Origin of the sequence: Natronomonas sp. EA1, from assembly GCF_051195035.1 — an archaeon.
In the GTDB taxonomy this organism is placed as follows: domain Archaea; phylum Halobacteriota; class Halobacteria; order Halobacteriales; family Haloarculaceae; genus JBNTJV01.
This window is the reverse complement of record NZ_JBNTJV010000001.1, coordinates 932,351-946,847: the sequence shown is the minus strand read 5'-3', so window position 1 is coordinate 946,847 and position 14,497 is coordinate 932,351. Positions and strand designations below refer to the sequence as shown.

The window sequence follows — 14,497 nt, the reverse complement described above, 5'->3', positions numbered from 1 at the left end:
CGGAACCGACAGCTACCAAGTGCTCCCGCCCGAAGTCGACCCATGAGCGAGACGACCGTCACCGACGACGGCATCGAAGCACGGTACTACACCACCGACGCCGAGCGCGTGTTGACGTTCTCCCGCGAGGGGAAGACCGCAGCCATCGCCCAGAACATCGAGGGGTACGCCATGCTGAAGGTCCGACCCACGCCGGACGGGGACGAACTCGAACGCTACTACGGCTTCGACATGGCACTCGACCACGCGGCCGAGTTGCTCGGCGTCTCACCCCACGCGCTCCCCATCCCGGAGCCGGCCACCGACATGGGGATGTGACCGACTCGGGTCAACGAATCCGAACGTAGCTTTATACTTCGACCGGGAGAAGCTGTCTGCAGTCCATGACTGACGACCACCCCGACCCGGTGCCCATCGGGGACGACGTGCTCGACCGGATGTTGCGAGGGGGGCTCCCCCGCAAGCGTGCGGTCCTCGTCTCCGGGACGCCGGGAACCGGAAAGACCACGCTCGGGATGCAGTTCCTGCAGACCGGGCTCGACGCCGGCGAACGCTGTCTGTTCGTCTCGACGGAGCAGACCCGCGCGGAGCTCGCGGACGCGTTCCGGAACTTCGAGTTCGACCTCTCACACCCCGAGCTGGCGGTGACGACGCTTCACGCGTCCGTCGTCGACGACGGCGGGCTCGTCCTCAGAACGCTCGACGGCGGGGATGTCCACGAACGGCCCGTCTCCTTCTCGGGTGACTCACTCGCGGAGCATTTCGGCTCGGTGGAGAACTGCGAACGCGTCGTCTTCGACTCCGTCTCCGCGCTCCGCGTGCTCGCGTCCGACCGGGAGCTGTTCCGGCGCGAACTGCTCGATCTCATCCGGCTGTTCACGGACGACATCGGCGCGACGACGCTGTTCACGGCAGAGGCGACCGACAGCGAGGCGACGAACGTGATCCGCTACGCCACACACGGCGTCATCGACCTCATCCGCGAGCGGGTGAACGACGACCCCCACCGCTTCCTCGAGATCTCGAAGATGCGTGGCGTGGACCACGACCACCGGCAGGTGGAGTTCACCTTCGACGAGTCGGGCATCGACGTGGGGCCGGCCCGCCGTTCGCAACCCCCGGAGCTGAAGACGCACAAACACACGAGCATCGGTATTCCGGGGTTGGACGCGCTGTGCGGCGGCGGGCTCGCGACGGGCGTCGGCGTCCTGCTCGAACACGACGGCCACGCGAACCTCACGGCGCTGTTCGCCGCCGTCATGTCGAAGGCCGTCGAGAGCGGGTTCAGCATCGTCCTCGTCCCCACCATCCGGATGCGGCCGTCCAGCGTCGAGACGCTGCTCGAGGGCCACGACGCCTCCCTCCAGGAGCTGCTCGACGACAACCGGCTGTTCGTCCTCGACATGATCGGCGCGTGGGACGAGACCGAGGAGAACGTCTTCGGCGCGCGCGAGTCCGTGGCGGGCGTCCAGTCGGTGTTCCAGGCCATCCGCGAGCGGGCCGGCCCGGAACCCCGCCTCTCGCTCATCAACGCCGACGCGATGGTGAACACCCTGGGTCCCGACGGCGCCCGATCGGTGCGCTACGCACAGGAGGCCCGGTGGCTCCGCCCGGACGACCTGCTCATCCACGTCCACAACCCCGCGGTCACGCTGGAGGGGATAAACGGCTTCTACACCAACGCCGCGGAGCAGGTGTTACGCACGTGGATCACCGACGCCGGGCTCCAGTACGTCACGCTGAAGAAGTCGCCGTGCGGCTTCGTCGGCACTACCTCCCTCGTGGAGTACACCACCGACAAGCCGTATCTCCGGGTGCAGGACCCCCCGGAGAACCGCGAGAACCCCTACGCCGAATAGCACACCCTTCTTTTCGGTGGGCGCCCGACCCCAGGTATGTACCACGCGAGCGCCCTGCGCCGGGACATCTGTGCGCTTCTTTCCGAGAGGGAACTCCGCGGCCAACAGCTGAAACGCACACTGGAGGGCCACTACGACCAGCGAGTGAAACACGACACGTTCTATCGCGCGTTAGAAGAGCTGGAGGAGCTGGGCCACGTCGAATCGAGAACGGAGGGGATTCACGACGTGTACGCGCTCACGTCGGGCGGTGAACGGGCGCTCCGCGAGCACGTCGCGTGGCTGAACGAGCAGGTCGAGAAAGAATAGCGGTCTACTCGAGGACCTTCTGCCCGATGGTGTTCCGCAGAATCTCGCTCGTACCCTCGTAGATCTCGTTGAGCTTCGCGTCGCGGTAGAACCGCTCGGCGGGGAAGTCCTTCGTGTAGCCGTAGCCGCCGTGGATCTGGATGCCCTCGTTGGCGACCTCACGCGAGATCTCGGAGGCGTAGAGCTTCGCCTGCGCGGCCTCCTTGATGAAGTCCTCGCCGCGCATCTTCTTGTCGGCGGCGTCGTGCATGAGCAGGCGCGCCGCGGAGATCTTCGTGTCCATGTCGGCGATCTTGTGCTGGATGGTCTGGAACTGCGCGATGGGCTGGTCGAACTGCTCGCGCTGGTTCGCGTACTTGACGGCCTCGTCGAGCGCGGCCTGTGCGATACCGACCGAGCGGGCAGCGATGGTGATACGCCCGCCGTTTAAGGTCTTCAACGCCTGGACGAAGCCGCGGCCCTCCTCGCCGAGCAGTCGGTCCTCGGGAATCCGGAGGTCGTCGAACCGCAACTCGGCGGTGGGACAGCCCTTGTCGCCGAGCTTGTGCTCCGTCCCTTCGACGATGAAGCCGTCGTCCTCCTCCGGGCGGACGATAAAGGAGGAGATGCCCTTGTTGCCCGCGTCGGGGTCGGTCTTGGCGAACACGGTCACCGTGTCGGCGACGGAGCCGTTGGAGATCCAGAGCTTGCCGCCGTCGATGACGTACTCGTCGCCGTCCTTCTCGGCGGTCGTCTCCATCGCGGGCACGTCGGAGCCCGCACCGGGTTCCGAGAGCGCGAACGCGCCGATGTCGGTGCCCTCCGCGAGGGGGGTCAGGTACTCCTCCTTCTGGGCCTCGTCGCCGAACTCGTAGACCATGTTGCCCGCCAGCGAGATGTGGGCGGCGACGATGGTACCGAGGCCGCCGGACCCCCGGGCGATCTCCGCGAGCGCCATCGGGTAGGCGTGGTAGTCGAGGCCGGCACCGCCGTACTCCTCGGGGAAGGGCATCCCCATCAGGCCGAGGTCGGCGAGCTCGTCGACGATCTCCCACGGGAACTCGTCGGTCTCGTCGATCTCCGCGGCGACGGGCACGACCTCCTCGTCGACGAAGTCGGCGACCATGTCCCGAATCTGTTTCTGCTCGGGCGTGAGGCTGAAGTCCATCTCTACTCCGATGTGGGAGACCGCGGCCTTTAGGTTTCCCATCCCAACAATCGTGAGGGTCACTCGAAGATGACAGGCCAGAAGCTATTTATCGGACGCGTCCTCGGTAGGAGGCAGAAAGCGGGCACGGGTAGGGGTACTCTGCCCGCTTGGATTTCACACCGCGAGCCGCGCTGCCCCCTATTCGTACTCGTAAAAGCCCTTCCCCGTCTTCTTGCCGAGGTCGCCGGCGTCCACCTTCCGCTTGAGCAGGTAGGCGGGCTTGTAGCGGTCGCCGAGTTCCTCGAACAGCGTCCGGGTGGCGTCGAGACAGATGTCCAGCCCGATGTGGTCAGCGAGTTCGAGGGGGCCCATGGGGACGTTCGTCCCGAGTTTCATCCCGCGGTCGATGTCCGCCTTCGTCGCGACGCCCTCGTCGAACGCCCGGATCCCTTCGTTGATCCACGGCATCAGGATGCGGTTCGAGACGAAGCCGGGTTTGTCGTCGGACTCCCAGGTCTCCTTGCCCATCGCCTCGCTCAGGTCGTGGGCCACGGAGACGGTCTCGGGAGCGGTCTTCTCCCCGACGACGATCTCGACGCCCTTCATCACGGGCACGGGGTTCATGAAGTGGATGCCGACCACCTGCTCGGGGCGCTCCGTGGCCGCGGCGATGGTCGTCACGGAGAGCGTGGAGGTGTTCGTGGCGAGCACCACGTCCTCCGGGCACACCTCGTCGAGGTCCGCGAAGATGTCCTGTTTCACGTCCATGTTCTCCACGGCGGCCTCGATGACGACGTCCGCGTCACCCAGGTCACGGAGGGCGGTAGTCCCGTGGACCCGGCCGCGGGCCGCGTCGGCCTCCTCCTGGGTGAGCTTCTCGCTGTCGACGAGCCGGCCGAGGCTGTCCTCGATGGACTCCAGCCCTCGCTCGACGTACTCCTCTTTCAGGTCGCGCATGATCACGTCGTAGCCCGCCTGTGCGGCGACCTGTGCGATACCGTTGCCCATCGTGCCGGCGCCGACCACGCCGACGGTGTGGATGTCGTCGAATTCGCGCATACCCACACGTCTCCTTCGGAAAGGTAAACCTTGCCGACCGATGGCGGCTCAGGCGCGCGACTGGAAGGCCCGGACGGTGTCGTAGAGGGCACCCTTCCGGGATTCGTGGGCGAGGAAGTGCGTGCCGCCCGATAGCTCCGCGTACGCCGTCGTCTCGCTCCCGAGCGCGTCGTAGAGGGCCAGCGCGTCCGACCGCGTGGAGGTGGGATCGAGCGACCCCCGGACGACGAGCGTCGGCACGCGAATCTCGCCTGCGGGATACGGCTCGACGCCCTCGGCGGCCGCGCTCAAATCGACGAGCGTCCCGTTCGGCGCGACGACGACCCGTTCGCCGTCGCGCACGTCCCCCTGCCCCGAGTCGAACAGCGTCCGCCAGAACGCGTCGAAGACGGGGTCGTCGTCCTCGCTCCCCCCGCGCCAGCGCGCGGGCGACTCGGTCGGCAGCTGGTCGTCCCATCGCCCCCGGAGTTCCCCGCGCGTGGCCGCCCGGGCGGGTTCCGGTGGGGTGCCGAGGCCGAAGTCGTCGGCGAACTCGGGGGCCGGGGCGTACACCGGCGCGAACTGCGTGAGCGAGGCGGGCTCGACCGGGTGCTCGGTCACCAGCGTCCCGCAGATGATCGAGCCCCAGGAGTAGCCGACGAGGTGGACGCGGTCGTGGTCCTTCTGGAGTGATTCGTACGCCGCGAGCGCGTCCAGCGCGGCCGTCCGGGCGCGCACGGGGGGTTCCGGCCCCGGGTCGGCATCGAGGGTGTCGGGTCGCTCGCTGTCGCCGTATCCGCGAATGTCCACGGCCGTCGCGGTTCTTCCATTCAGAGCTGTCGCCGTGAGCCAGCCGTCGATGCCGGGCAACTCGAAGGCGGCCCGCGCCCCGAAGGTGGCCCCGTGGACGAACAGGACGGCCTCGTCGCTTCCGGTTTCGGGTGTGCACGTCCACAGCCGGACGCGCGACCCGTCCTCCGCCCGAACGTCGCTGGCCGTCGGTTCCATGCTCGCTGCTCACGCGCGACCCCCTTAGCCCTGTCTCGTGATTCCTTTTTCAGATGTGAGTGAATATGCTCGAAAGAGCGCCTGTACGGGCTGTTTCCCCGAAAATCCAGTAGCTTCATAACCGTCCTCGTTCCACCCTCGCGCGTAGATGATTCCCATCGACGACACCCCGCTGTGCCGGGACGGCAAGGTGCTCATCCTCGCGTACGACCACGGGCTGGAACACGGCCCCGTGGACTTCGAGGGCCTCGACGGCAGCGAGGACCCCGCGCGGACGTTCGAGGCGGCCACGCACCCCGCCGTCACCTCCATCGCGGTCCAGAAGGGGCTCGCGGAGGCCTACTATCCCTCCTACGAGGACGACGTGAACCTCCTTTTGAAGCTCAACGGCACGTCGAACCTCTGGATGGGCGAGCCCGACACGGCCGTCAACTGCACCGTCGACTACGCCGCGGAGATCGGGGCGTCGTCCGTGGGCTTCACCGTCTACGGCGGCTCCAACCACGAGATCGAGATGGTCGAGGAGTTCCGCGACGCCCAGGAAGCCGCCCGCGCCAACGACCTCCCCGTCGTCATGTGGTCGTACCCCCGCGGCCAGGGACTGAAGAACGACACCGCCCCCTCCACCATCTCCTACGCCGCCCGCCTCGCGCTCGAACTCGGTGCGGACGTGGCGAAGGTGAAGTACCCCGGCTCGAAGGCCGCGATGGAACACGCCGTCCGCTCGGCTGGTAAGACGAAGGTCGTCATGTCCGGCGGTTCGAAGACGAGCGACCGCGATTTCCTCTCCTCCGTGAAGGACGTCATCGACGCGGGCGGGAAGGGGCTCGCCGTCGGCCGCAACGTCTGGCAGCGTGAGGACCCCACCCACATCCTCGACGCCCTCGAACAGGTCATCTTCGAGGAGTCCTCCGTGGCGGATGCGCTGGAGTACGCCGACGCCCAGCAGTGATCGAGGATATCGTCGAGACGGTGGCCGCCACCGCGAGCGAGGTCCGCGAGGGGCTTCCCGGCCGCCGCGTCTACGACGACGCGGAGAACCCCTCGGGAGAGAAACAGCTCGCCGCGGACTGCTACGCGGACGAGCTGTACGAACAGCGCCTGCTCGCGCTTCCGGACGTGAAGAGCTACGCCAGCGAGGAACGCGAGGAGATCGTCGAGGCCGACGCGGGCCATCTCCACGTCGCCTGTGACCCGCTGGACGGCTCCTCGAACCTCAAATCGAACAACGCGATGGGGACGATTCTGGGGGTCTACGAGGAACCCCTCCCCGCCTCTGGAAACGCGCTCGTCGCCAGCGCCTACGTTCTCTTTGGGCCCATCACGACGATGGTCGTGGCACACGAGGGGACGGTGACGGAGTACGTCGTCGAGGACGGCGAGCTACGGGTCGTCACCGAGGAGCTCACCCTCCCCGACGACCCCGTCGTCTACGGGTTCGGCGGCCGGGTCCCGGACTGGCCGGCCGACTTCATCGACTACGCGAACGTCGTCGAACAGGAGCTGAAACTGCGCTACGGCGGGGCGATGATCGCCGACGTGAATCAGGTGCTGACCTACGGCGGGGTCTTCGCCTACCCGGCACTGCAGTCGCGTCCCCAGGGGAAACTCCGCCTCCAGTTCGAGGGGAACCCCATCGCGCACATCGTCGAGACGGCGGGCGGGGCCTCCTCCGATGGGAATCAGTCACTGCTCGACGTCGACCCCACCGAACTCCACCAGCGCGTCCCGGTCCACGTCGGCAACGAGTCGCTCATCGAGCGGCTCGAGCTGGCACTCGACTGAGTATTCCTGGCAATTTTTGGAAGGAAACCGATTTGAGGGTGTCCCCTGCATTGGGGGTATGAAAGTGCGTATCGGTGCCGATGCGACCCGCGAGGAGGCGTCCGCCATCGCGAGCGCGCTCGCCCAGCACGTCCACGAGGACATCGAGGTGTACGTGGGCGAGAGCGACGAGCCGATCCTGATCCACGACATCGAACTCACCGCGCCCATCGAGGACGATCTGGGCCCGACCGAGCGGGAGTTGAACCTCTTAGCGGAGATAGAGGAGATCGACCTCGGCGGCCCCGAGAAGTACAAAGAGCGGCTCTCCGAGCAGGGGAAGCTGTTCGTCCGCGACCGGCTGGACCTCTGGTTCGGCGAAGATGGATTGAAGTTCGAGGACGGGAAGTTCGCGCAGTTCGACGCCGACGACGAGCTCCCCGCGGACGGGATGATCACCGGCGCCGCGGAGTTCGAGGAGCGGGACGTCCACTTCATGGCGAACGACTTCACCGTCAAGGCCGGGTCGATGGCCCGCCACGGCGTCGAGAAGTTCCTCCGGATGCAACAGCGTGCCCTGAAGACCGGGAAACCGGTGCTCTACCTGATGGACTCCTCGGGAGGGAGAATCGACCAGCAGACGGGCTTCTTCGCCAACCGGGAGGGGATCGGGAAGTACTACTACAACCACTCGATGCTCTCGGGGCGCGTCCCGCAGATCTGTGTGCTCTACGGCCCGTGTATCGCGGGAGCCGCCTACACCCCCGTCTTCGCCGACTTCACCATCATGGTCGAGGGGATGTCCGCGATGGCGATCGCGAGCCCGCGGATGGTCGAGATGGTCACTGGTGAGGAGATCGACATGCAGGAGTTGGGCGGCGCGAAGATCCACTCCGAGGAGTCGGGGAGCGCGGACCTCGTCGCGCGCGACGAGGAGCACGCCCGGAAACTGGTGTCGAAGCTCGTCGCCTATCTCCCGAACAACGCCGACGAGAAGCCGCCGCGCGCGAAGCCCAAGCCCCCGCTACGCGACCCGAAGGGCATCGACTCGGTCATCCCGCAGGAGCCGAACAGGGGGTACGACATGGCCGACGTCATCGAGCGCGTGGTCGACCACGGCTCCTATTTCCCGCTCCAGCCCGACTACGGGAAGGAGATCATCACCGCGTACGCCCGCATCGACGGTCGCCCCGTCGGGATCATCGCCAATCAGCCGGCCGAGCGCGCGGGAGCCATCTTCCCCGACGCCGCGGAGAAAGCCGCACAGTTCGCCTGGAAGTGCGACGCGTTCAACGTCCCTCTCCTCTACCTCTGTGACACCCCCGGCTTCATGGCCGGCTCGCAGGTGGAGAAGGACGCCATCTTAGAGAAGGGGAAGAAGATGATCTACGCCACCTCCCACGCGACGGTGCCCAAACAGTGCGTCATCGTGCGGAAGGCGTACGGTGCGGGCATCTACGCCATGTCCGGACCCGCCTACGACCCCGAGAGCACCATCGGTCTCCCCTCCGGGGAGATCGGCATCATGGGCCCCGAGGCGGCCATCAACGCGGTCTACGCGAACAAGCTCAACGACATCGACGACCCCGAGGAGCGCGCCGAAATGGAGCAACAACTCCGCGAGGAGTATCGAGAAGACATCGACATCCACCGGATGGCGAGCGAGGTCGTCGTCGACGAGATCGTCCCGCCCTCGCAGCTGCGTGAGGAGCTCGCCAACCGCTTTGCGTTCTACGAGACGACGGAGAAACAGCTCCCCTCGAAGAAACACGGCACGGTCATCTGAGCCGACGGGAGCGGTCCTTTTTTGCCGTCGGGTCGCACCGTCTTCACACGTGCTAGGGGCGATCGCCGCGTTCGAGCGGTACTTCGGAACGGTCTCGACGACCGAGGCCAGGCTGCTGGTGACTGCCTTCGTCGCCATCCTCGTCGCGGCCGTCGTCGGGCTGGGGGCACCGTATCTGCGCCGTACCCTCGCGCGCCTCCTCAGACGAGAGGTGGGCGCACGGGTGGAGGAACGCGACGGCGTTGGCGCGCTCGTCCTCGAGGAACTCCCGGTCGGCACCCTCGCCGTCGGGCTGCTCCGCGCGCTCCAGCTCGCCGTGCTCGTGACGGGGGGGCTCGCGCTCCTCGTCGTCTGGGGGCGCGGTGACCTCGCGCTCGCGCTCCTCGTCGCGGCCCAGACGTCCGTGCCGACGCTCTCCCGTGTCCTCCTCACCGTGGCGCTGCTCGCGGGTGGGTATCTGGGCTCGACCGTCCTCTCGGACGTCATCGAGGAGCTCACCGAGACGAACGACCGCGTGGGCGAACACGAACAGCAGGTCGTCTACCGGTTCGCGCAGGTGGCGCTGCTCGTCGGCGTCGGCTTCGGCGCGCTCGTCGTCTGGGATATCAACCCCGCCGGGCTGTTCGTCGGGGCGGGGTTCCTCGGTATCGTCTTCGGGCTGGCCGCCCGGCAGACGCTCGGCTCGCTCGTCGCGGGGTTCGTCCTGATGTTCTCCCGGCCCTTCGAGATCGGCGACTGGGTCCAGATCGGCGACGCGGAGGGGATCGTCACCGAGATCACCATCGTCAACACCCGTCTCAGGAGTTTCAACGGCGAGTACGTCTCGCTGCCGAACGACAAGGTCGGCGACAGCGTCATCTACAACCGCTCGGAGGAGGGGAAGCTCCGACTCGATCTGGACGTGGGGATCGACTACGAGGCGGACCCGGAACACGCGGCGTCGGTCGCGCTGGCGGCCGTGAAGGAGGTCGACGCCGTGAACGACAACCCCGCCCCCTCCGTCATCCCGAAGGCGTTCGGGGACAGCGCGGTCGTCCTCGAGGTCCGGTTCTGGATCCACAACCCCTCCCCGCCGCGCAAGTGGCTCGCGGTGCAGGGCGTCATCACCGAAGTGAAAGCCGCGTTCGCCGAGGAGGGGATTGGCATCCCGTTCCCGCAGCGGACGCTCTCGAACCGACCCGATGGGCTGGACGTGCAGGTGGGCGAGGCGCGCGAGGTCACCGACTGACTGGGCGAAGCGCGTCGAGGAGGACGGCCCACGCGAGCCCCGCGAGCCCCACGTCCCGGACCAGCACGTCGCCGTAGCGTCCGTTTTCCAGCAGCACGACGAGCGCGAGATAGCCGACTGTGGCCGTGAGCGATACCGCCGCGACGAACGCCGCGAACGCAGTGTACCGATTCACGACGAGCGCGAGGCCGAACGCGATCTCCAGATATCCGTTGATGAGCATGAACTGGGTCGGCGTCACCACCAGGAACGGCGCGAGCCAGTCCGTCACGTAGAGCGCCCACGCTGCGGGGGCGAGGAGTTTGTGGAAACCGGCGAGGAGGAGCATCAGCCCGAGGCTCACGCGAGCGAGCGTGTCGGGAGCGGGCGCGTGCCGGGCGTACGCCTGCCCGCGGTCGCGCAGTCGCGCCCGCACGGACTCGGGAGTCATACTCATCGCCCCGGCAGTCCGTGCTCCTCGATGGCTGCCCGGAGGGCCCGGAGTTCCTCGCGGACCGCGGTCCACTGCTCGATGGTCCCCGGTAGCTCCTCCCGGCCGGAGATCCGGTCGACGAGCGCGCGGACCTCCTGTGGCGCGTGGATGTTCCGGAAGTCGATGTCGTTCCCCCCGGCGATTTCGAGGCCGACGGAGCCGTAGCCCAGCAGGCTCCCGCGGATCGACTGGTGAAAGGAGGAGTCCTGGACGCGTGAGAGCTCGGCGCTCGTGACGCGCCGGCCGAGGACGCCCGATTTGGCGTAGACGGCCCGGTTCGTCACGAGATAGCGGGTGTTGACGACCTGCAGGTAGGCGACCGCCGGGATGGCGAGGCCGACGGGGACGAGCAGGAGCCCGGCGGGCGAGACGCGGAGGGCGACGGCGACACCGACCGCGAGCAGGACGAGCCCGACGAGCGCGCTCGGCAGGACGGTCGCCAGCCGCGGGTGGCCCTCCCAGCGGACCTCCTCACCGGGGTCGAGGGTGACCGCGTCAGCCATCGTCTTCCGGGGCGCTCGCGGGGCTGTTCGGGGTCGCACCGGGCTCCTCGCCCGCGTCTGGGCGCTCCCCCTCGACGGCCGCACGGATCGCGCGCAGCTCCTCGAGGACCTCGTCTAAGACGGCGGCCTTCCCCTCGGTTTCGGGCCGCTCGGTCTTCACGCGCTTGTTGATGCGCTCCTGGACCTCCTTCGGGTCCGGGACGTTCGTGAACTGGAGTTCGATGCCCGCACCACCCGCGGTGGAGATGTCGATGGTCCCGTAGCCGTATCTGGTCCCGAGAAAGCCCTGCGAGTAGGAGGTGTTCTGGACTTTGTCGTAGGAGACGCGTTTCACGTCCCGCGAGAGGATACCGGTCTTCATGTAGAGCGCCTCGGTCGTCACCACGTAGTCGGTGTTCTCGCGGTAGAGATACGCGCTGAGGATGATGAACAGGCCGATGAGGACGATGGAGAGCGGGATTCCGATGGCGAGTGCGGGGACGAGCGAGACGGGGTGGGGGTTCCCCGACCAGACGATCTCCTCCCCCTGATCGAGGGTGAGCCAGTCGAACTCGGGTTCGGTCATGGGATGGATGTATCGTCCCCGGAGAAAAAGCTTCGCGCGCCGGAGGTCGTGACTACTCGGGTTTCTTCAGCGAGAGGGCGGTCCGGTCGAACGCACAGACGAGGGTGTCGTCCCCATCCTCCTCCAGTGTGAACACCTCGACGTGCATCGTGACGACGCCGCGTTCCCCGTCCGAGGTCTCGCGTTTGTCCGTGACGGTGGTCTGGACGCGGATGGTGTCACCGTGGAAGACGGGGTTCGGGTGCTCGACGTTGTCGTACGAGAGGTTCGCGACGATGGTGCCATCCGTGGTTTCGGGGATGGTGATGCCCACCGCGAGCGACATGGTGTAGAGGCCGTTGACGAGTCGCTCGCCGAACTGCGTCTCGCTCGCGAAGGCCTCGTCGAGGTGCAACGGCTGCTGGTTCATCGTCATGTCGCAGAACGTCTGGTTGTCCGACTCCGAGATGGTCCGGCGCTTGTCGTGCTCGATGGTCTCGCCGACCTCGAACTCCTCGTAGTAGAGTCCGGTCATGCACGCGAGTGCGCCCACGCGGCGCAAAAGCGTACCGCTCGGCGTGAGCGACCCCCCACCGCGTAGCTTCAACACCCCTCGCCGTGAACGGGGGGTATGGCACGACGAAGTCTCCTCTTTTCCCCCGGTGACAAGCCCGAGTTGATGCGAAAGGCCCCCGGTTCGAACCCCGACGTGGTCGTCTACGACCTGGAGGACGCGGTCGCCCCCGAGCGCAAGGGCGAGGCCCGCGCGGCCGTCAACGAGGTGCTCCTCGACACCGACCCCGACTGTGAGGTGTGCGTCCGGGTGAACGCCGACCCCGTGGTCGCCGCGCGCGACCTCGACGGTGTGCTCGAGGGGGACGCCATGCCGGACAGCGTGATGCTCCCGAAAGCCGAGTCCGAAGGGGACGTGGAGACGCTCTCGACGCTCCTCGACGAACGGGAGGCTGACATCCCCGTCATCGCGCTGTGTGAGTCCGCGGCGGGGGTACTCCACGCGGAAGGAATCGCCGCCCACTCCCGGACGACGGCGCTCGCGTTCGGCGCGGAGGACCTCTCGGCCGACATCGGGGCGACCCGCACCGAGGCGGGGACGGAGGTGCTCTACGCCCGCGAGCACGTCGTCCTCGCGGCCGCGGCCGGGAACGTCGACGCCATCGACACCGTCTTCGTCGACATCGAGGACACCGATCGTTTGAGGGAAGAGACCGCGTTCGCCCTCGAGTTGGGCTACGCGGGGAAGATGGCCATCCACCCGGCGCAGGTCCCGGTCATCAACGACGCCTTCACCCCGAGCGAGCAGCGCGTCGAGTGGGCGAAACGCGTGCTCGAGGCCGCGACGGAGGCGGAACAGGAAGGTGTCGGCGTCTTCCGCGTGGACGGGGAGATGATCGACGCGCCGCTCATCGCGCAGGCCGAGCGCGTGATGGAGCGGGCGCGAGCCGCGGAGGAGTGACTGACTCCCCGGACTGAGTCGCAGCGGGCGTGCGGTTCGGGTGATATTTGCCACCACGTTTAAGCGGTGACCACCCATCCGTCTAGCTATGGCTGACGATGCGAACCCGTTCGAGAGTCTGCAGGAGCAGATCGACGACGCCTCCGCGTATCTCGACGTGGCTCCCGACGTCCTGAACCGCCTGAAACATCCGGAGCGGGTCCTCGAGACGAACCTCACCGTGGAGATGGACGACGGGTCGCTGGAGGTGTTCCGGGCCTTCCGGTCGCAGTTCAACGGCGACCGGGGGCCGTACAAGGGCGGGATTCGCTACCACCCAGGCGTCACCCGCGACGAGGTGAAGGCGCTCTCGGGGTGGATGGTCTACAAGTGCGCCGTCGTAGACATCCCCTACGGCGGGGGGAAGGGGGGAATCGTCGTCGACCCCAAGGCGCTCTCCGACGGGGAGCTGGAGCGGCTCACCCGCTCGTTCGCGAAGGAACTCCGGCCCATCATCGGGGAGAACCGCGACATCCCCGCGCCGGACGTGAACACCGGCCAGCGGGAGATGAACTGGATCAAGGACACCTACGAGACCCTCGAAAACACGACCGCACCGGGCGTCATCACGGGGAAGGCCATCGACTCCGGCGGGTCGCAGGGTCGCGTGGAGGCGACCGGTCGCTCCACGATGCTCACCGCCCGCGAGGCGTTCGATTATCTGGGTCGTGACCTGCCGGGGGCGTCCGTCGCGGTCCAGGGGTTCGGCAACGCGGGCTCCGTCGCCGCGCGGCTCCTCCAGGAGGACCACGACGCCACCATCGTCGCCGTCTCCGACTCCTCGGGTGCGGTGTTCTGTCCCGAGGGGTTCGACGTGGCGGCGTTGAAGGAGTACAAGAACGAGACCGGCTCGCTCACGGGCTACGATGGCGCGACCCGGGAGATGACGAACGAGGACCTGCTGACGCTCGACGTGGACCTGCTCATCCCGGCCGCGCTGGAGAACGCCATCGACGGCCAGCTCGCCCACGACGTGCGCGCGGACGTGATCGTCGAGGCCGCGAATGGCCCACTGACGCCGGACGCGGACGAGGTCCTGACGGAGAAGGACGTCCACGTCTTTCCCGACATCCTCGCCAATGCTGGTGGGGTCACCGTCTCCTACTTCGAGTGGGTCCAGAACCGCCAGCGGTTCTACTGGACCGAGGAGCGCGTCAACGAGGAGCTGGAACGGCGCATCGTGGAGGCGTTCGAGGCGCTCGTCGACGCCTACGAGGCGAAGGAGCTCCCGAACTTCCGGACGGCCGCCTACGTCGTCGCCATCGAGCGCGTCGTCGACGCGTATCTGGAGGGCGGGACGTGGCCCTGAGTCGGTAGTGTAGTTTCTTTTCGCTCGCGTTCGTC

Annotated in this window: 16 protein-coding genes; 9 read left to right on the top strand and 7 right to left on the bottom strand. The window is 67.3% G+C overall.

What is annotated here, in order from left to right; translation table 11 throughout:
- Positions 1-42: 42 nt before the first annotated feature.
- The 3 genes from ACQUQR_RS05130 (at position 43) to ACQUQR_RS05120 (ending at position 2,168) form a co-directional block, all read left to right on the top strand.
- Positions 43-318 (top strand): DUF7111 family protein, encoded by a 276-nt coding sequence (locus ACQUQR_RS05130; protein ID WP_435195290.1) that lies wholly within the window; start codon positions 43-45, stop codon positions 316-318.
- A 65-nt stretch (positions 319-383) separates the two neighbouring features.
- Complete coding sequence (locus tag ACQUQR_RS05125) at positions 384-1,859, top strand: ATPase domain-containing protein (protein ID WP_435195289.1); 1,476 nt, start codon at positions 384-386, stop codon at positions 1,857-1,859.
- A gap of 36 nt (positions 1,860-1,895) precedes the next feature.
- Complete coding sequence (locus tag ACQUQR_RS05120) at positions 1,896-2,168, top strand: PadR family transcriptional regulator (protein ID WP_435195287.1); 273 nt, start codon at positions 1,896-1,898, stop codon at positions 2,166-2,168.
- A 4-nt stretch (positions 2,169-2,172) separates the two neighbouring features.
- Here the strand turns inward: ACQUQR_RS05120 and ACQUQR_RS05115 are convergent, their stop codons facing one another.
- The 3 genes from ACQUQR_RS05115 to ACQUQR_RS05105 form a co-directional block, all read right to left on the bottom strand.
- Positions 2,173-3,315, bottom strand: coding sequence for an acyl-CoA dehydrogenase (locus ACQUQR_RS05115; RefSeq protein ID WP_435195286.1), 1,143 nt, complete (start codon positions 3,313-3,315; stop codon positions 2,173-2,175).
- A gap of 180 nt (positions 3,316-3,495) precedes the next feature.
- Entirely contained in the window at positions 3,496-4,356 is an 861-nt protein-coding gene (locus tag ACQUQR_RS05110; protein ID WP_435195284.1) for a 3-hydroxyacyl-CoA dehydrogenase family protein, read from the bottom strand.
- A 48-nt stretch (positions 4,357-4,404) separates the two neighbouring features.
- Positions 4,405-5,343, bottom strand: coding sequence for an alpha/beta hydrolase (locus ACQUQR_RS05105; RefSeq protein ID WP_435195282.1), 939 nt, complete (start codon positions 5,341-5,343; stop codon positions 4,405-4,407).
- Positions 5,344-5,491: 148 nt separating this feature from the next.
- Here ACQUQR_RS05105 and ACQUQR_RS05100 point away from each other — a divergent pair, with 148 nt between their 5' ends.
- Genes ACQUQR_RS05100 through ACQUQR_RS05085 form a run of 4 tightly spaced genes read left to right on the top strand, consistent with a single transcriptional unit; the run spans position 5,492 to position 10,121 of the window.
- A complete protein-coding gene (locus ACQUQR_RS05100) occupies positions 5,492-6,295 on the top strand; it encodes a class I fructose-bisphosphate aldolase (RefSeq protein WP_435195280.1) in 804 nt (267 codons plus the stop codon).
- A complete protein-coding gene (locus ACQUQR_RS05095) occupies positions 6,292-7,128 on the top strand; it encodes a class 1 fructose-bisphosphatase (RefSeq protein WP_435195278.1) in 837 nt (278 codons plus the stop codon). The genes ACQUQR_RS05100 and ACQUQR_RS05095 overlap by 4 nt, the downstream gene beginning before the upstream one ends.
- Positions 7,129-7,186: 58 nt before the next feature.
- The gene (locus ACQUQR_RS05090; protein ID WP_435195276.1) at positions 7,187-8,893 is read left to right on the top strand and encodes an acyl-CoA carboxylase subunit beta; all 1,707 of its coding nucleotides are present in this window, start codon (positions 7,187-7,189) and stop codon (positions 8,891-8,893) included.
- Positions 8,894-8,942: 49 nt separating this feature from the next.
- Positions 8,943-10,121: a mechanosensitive ion channel family protein gene (locus tag ACQUQR_RS05085; RefSeq protein ID WP_435195274.1), complete on the top strand. Its 1,179-nt coding sequence runs from the start codon at positions 8,943-8,945 to the stop codon at positions 10,119-10,121.
- On the opposite strand, the gene ACQUQR_RS05080 is transcribed toward ACQUQR_RS05085, so the two are convergent.
- Genes ACQUQR_RS05080 through ACQUQR_RS05065 form a run of 4 tightly spaced genes read right to left on the bottom strand, consistent with a single transcriptional unit; the run spans position 10,111 to position 12,175 of the window.
- On the bottom strand, positions 10,111-10,557 hold the full coding sequence (locus ACQUQR_RS05080) for a DoxX family membrane protein (RefSeq protein ID WP_435195273.1): 447 nt from the start codon (positions 10,555-10,557) through the stop codon (positions 10,111-10,113). The two genes, ACQUQR_RS05085 and ACQUQR_RS05080, sit on opposite strands and share 11 nt — an antisense overlap.
- A complete protein-coding gene (locus ACQUQR_RS05075) occupies positions 10,554-11,096 on the bottom strand; it encodes a PH domain-containing protein (protein ID WP_435195271.1) in 543 nt (180 codons plus the stop codon). The genes ACQUQR_RS05080 and ACQUQR_RS05075 overlap by 4 nt, the downstream gene beginning before the upstream one ends.
- A complete protein-coding gene (locus ACQUQR_RS05070) occupies positions 11,089-11,661 on the bottom strand; it encodes a PH domain-containing protein (protein WP_435195269.1) in 573 nt (190 codons plus the stop codon). Before ACQUQR_RS05070 ends, ACQUQR_RS05075 begins: the two co-directional genes overlap by 8 nt.
- Positions 11,662-11,713: 52 nt before the next feature.
- Complete coding sequence (locus tag ACQUQR_RS05065; RefSeq protein WP_435195267.1) at positions 11,714-12,175, bottom strand: MaoC family dehydratase; 462 nt, start codon at positions 12,173-12,175, stop codon at positions 11,714-11,716.
- A 96-nt stretch (positions 12,176-12,271) separates the two neighbouring features.
- Here ACQUQR_RS05065 and ACQUQR_RS05060 point away from each other — a divergent pair, with 96 nt between their 5' ends.
- Entirely contained in the window at positions 12,272-13,114 is an 843-nt protein-coding gene (locus tag ACQUQR_RS05060; protein ID WP_435195265.1) for an HpcH/HpaI aldolase/citrate lyase family protein, read from the top strand.
- 88 nt (positions 13,115-13,202) lie between these two features.
- Positions 13,203-14,462, top strand: coding sequence for a Glu/Leu/Phe/Val family dehydrogenase (locus ACQUQR_RS05055; protein WP_435195263.1), 1,260 nt, complete (start codon positions 13,203-13,205; stop codon positions 14,460-14,462).
- The last annotated feature ends 35 nt before the right edge of the window (positions 14,463-14,497 follow it).

What these genes read in the sequence shown, in the direction of transcription:
- ACQUQR_RS05130 (WP_435195290.1), top strand. Translation starts at nt 43, where the DNA reads ATGAGCGAGACGACCGTCACCGACGACGGCATCGAAGCACGGTACTAC.
- ACQUQR_RS05125 (WP_435195289.1), top strand. Translation starts at nt 384, where the DNA reads ATGACTGACGACCACCCCGACCCGGTGCCCATCGGGGACGACGTGCTC.
- ACQUQR_RS05120 (WP_435195287.1), top strand. Translation starts at nt 1,896, where the DNA reads ATGTACCACGCGAGCGCCCTGCGCCGGGACATCTGTGCGCTTCTTTCC.
- ACQUQR_RS05115 (WP_435195286.1), bottom strand. Translation starts at nt 3,315, where the DNA reads ATGGACTTCAGCCTCACGCCCGAGCAGAAACAGATTCGGGACATGGTC.
- ACQUQR_RS05110 (WP_435195284.1), bottom strand. Translation starts at nt 4,356, where the DNA reads ATGCGCGAATTCGACGACATCCACACCGTCGGCGTGGTCGGCGCCGGC.
- ACQUQR_RS05105 (WP_435195282.1), bottom strand. Translation starts at nt 5,343, where the DNA reads ATGGAACCGACGGCCAGCGACGTTCGGGCGGAGGACGGGTCGCGCGTC.
- ACQUQR_RS05100 (WP_435195280.1), top strand. Translation starts at nt 5,492, where the DNA reads ATGATTCCCATCGACGACACCCCGCTGTGCCGGGACGGCAAGGTGCTC.
- ACQUQR_RS05090 (WP_435195276.1), top strand. Translation starts at nt 7,187, where the DNA reads ATGAAAGTGCGTATCGGTGCCGATGCGACCCGCGAGGAGGCGTCCGCC.
- ACQUQR_RS05080 (WP_435195273.1), bottom strand. Translation starts at nt 10,557, where the DNA reads ATGAGTATGACTCCCGAGTCCGTGCGGGCGCGACTGCGCGACCGCGGG.
- ACQUQR_RS05075 (WP_435195271.1), bottom strand. Translation starts at nt 11,096, where the DNA reads ATGGCTGACGCGGTCACCCTCGACCCCGGTGAGGAGGTCCGCTGGGAG.
- ACQUQR_RS05070 (WP_435195269.1), bottom strand. Translation starts at nt 11,661, where the DNA reads ATGACCGAACCCGAGTTCGACTGGCTCACCCTCGATCAGGGGGAGGAG.
- ACQUQR_RS05065 (WP_435195267.1), bottom strand. Translation starts at nt 12,175, where the DNA reads ATGACCGGACTCTACTACGAGGAGTTCGAGGTCGGCGAGACCATCGAG.
- ACQUQR_RS05060 (WP_435195265.1), top strand. Translation starts at nt 12,272, where the DNA reads ATGGCACGACGAAGTCTCCTCTTTTCCCCCGGTGACAAGCCCGAGTTG.
- ACQUQR_RS05055 (WP_435195263.1), top strand. Translation starts at nt 13,203, where the DNA reads ATGGCTGACGATGCGAACCCGTTCGAGAGTCTGCAGGAGCAGATCGAC.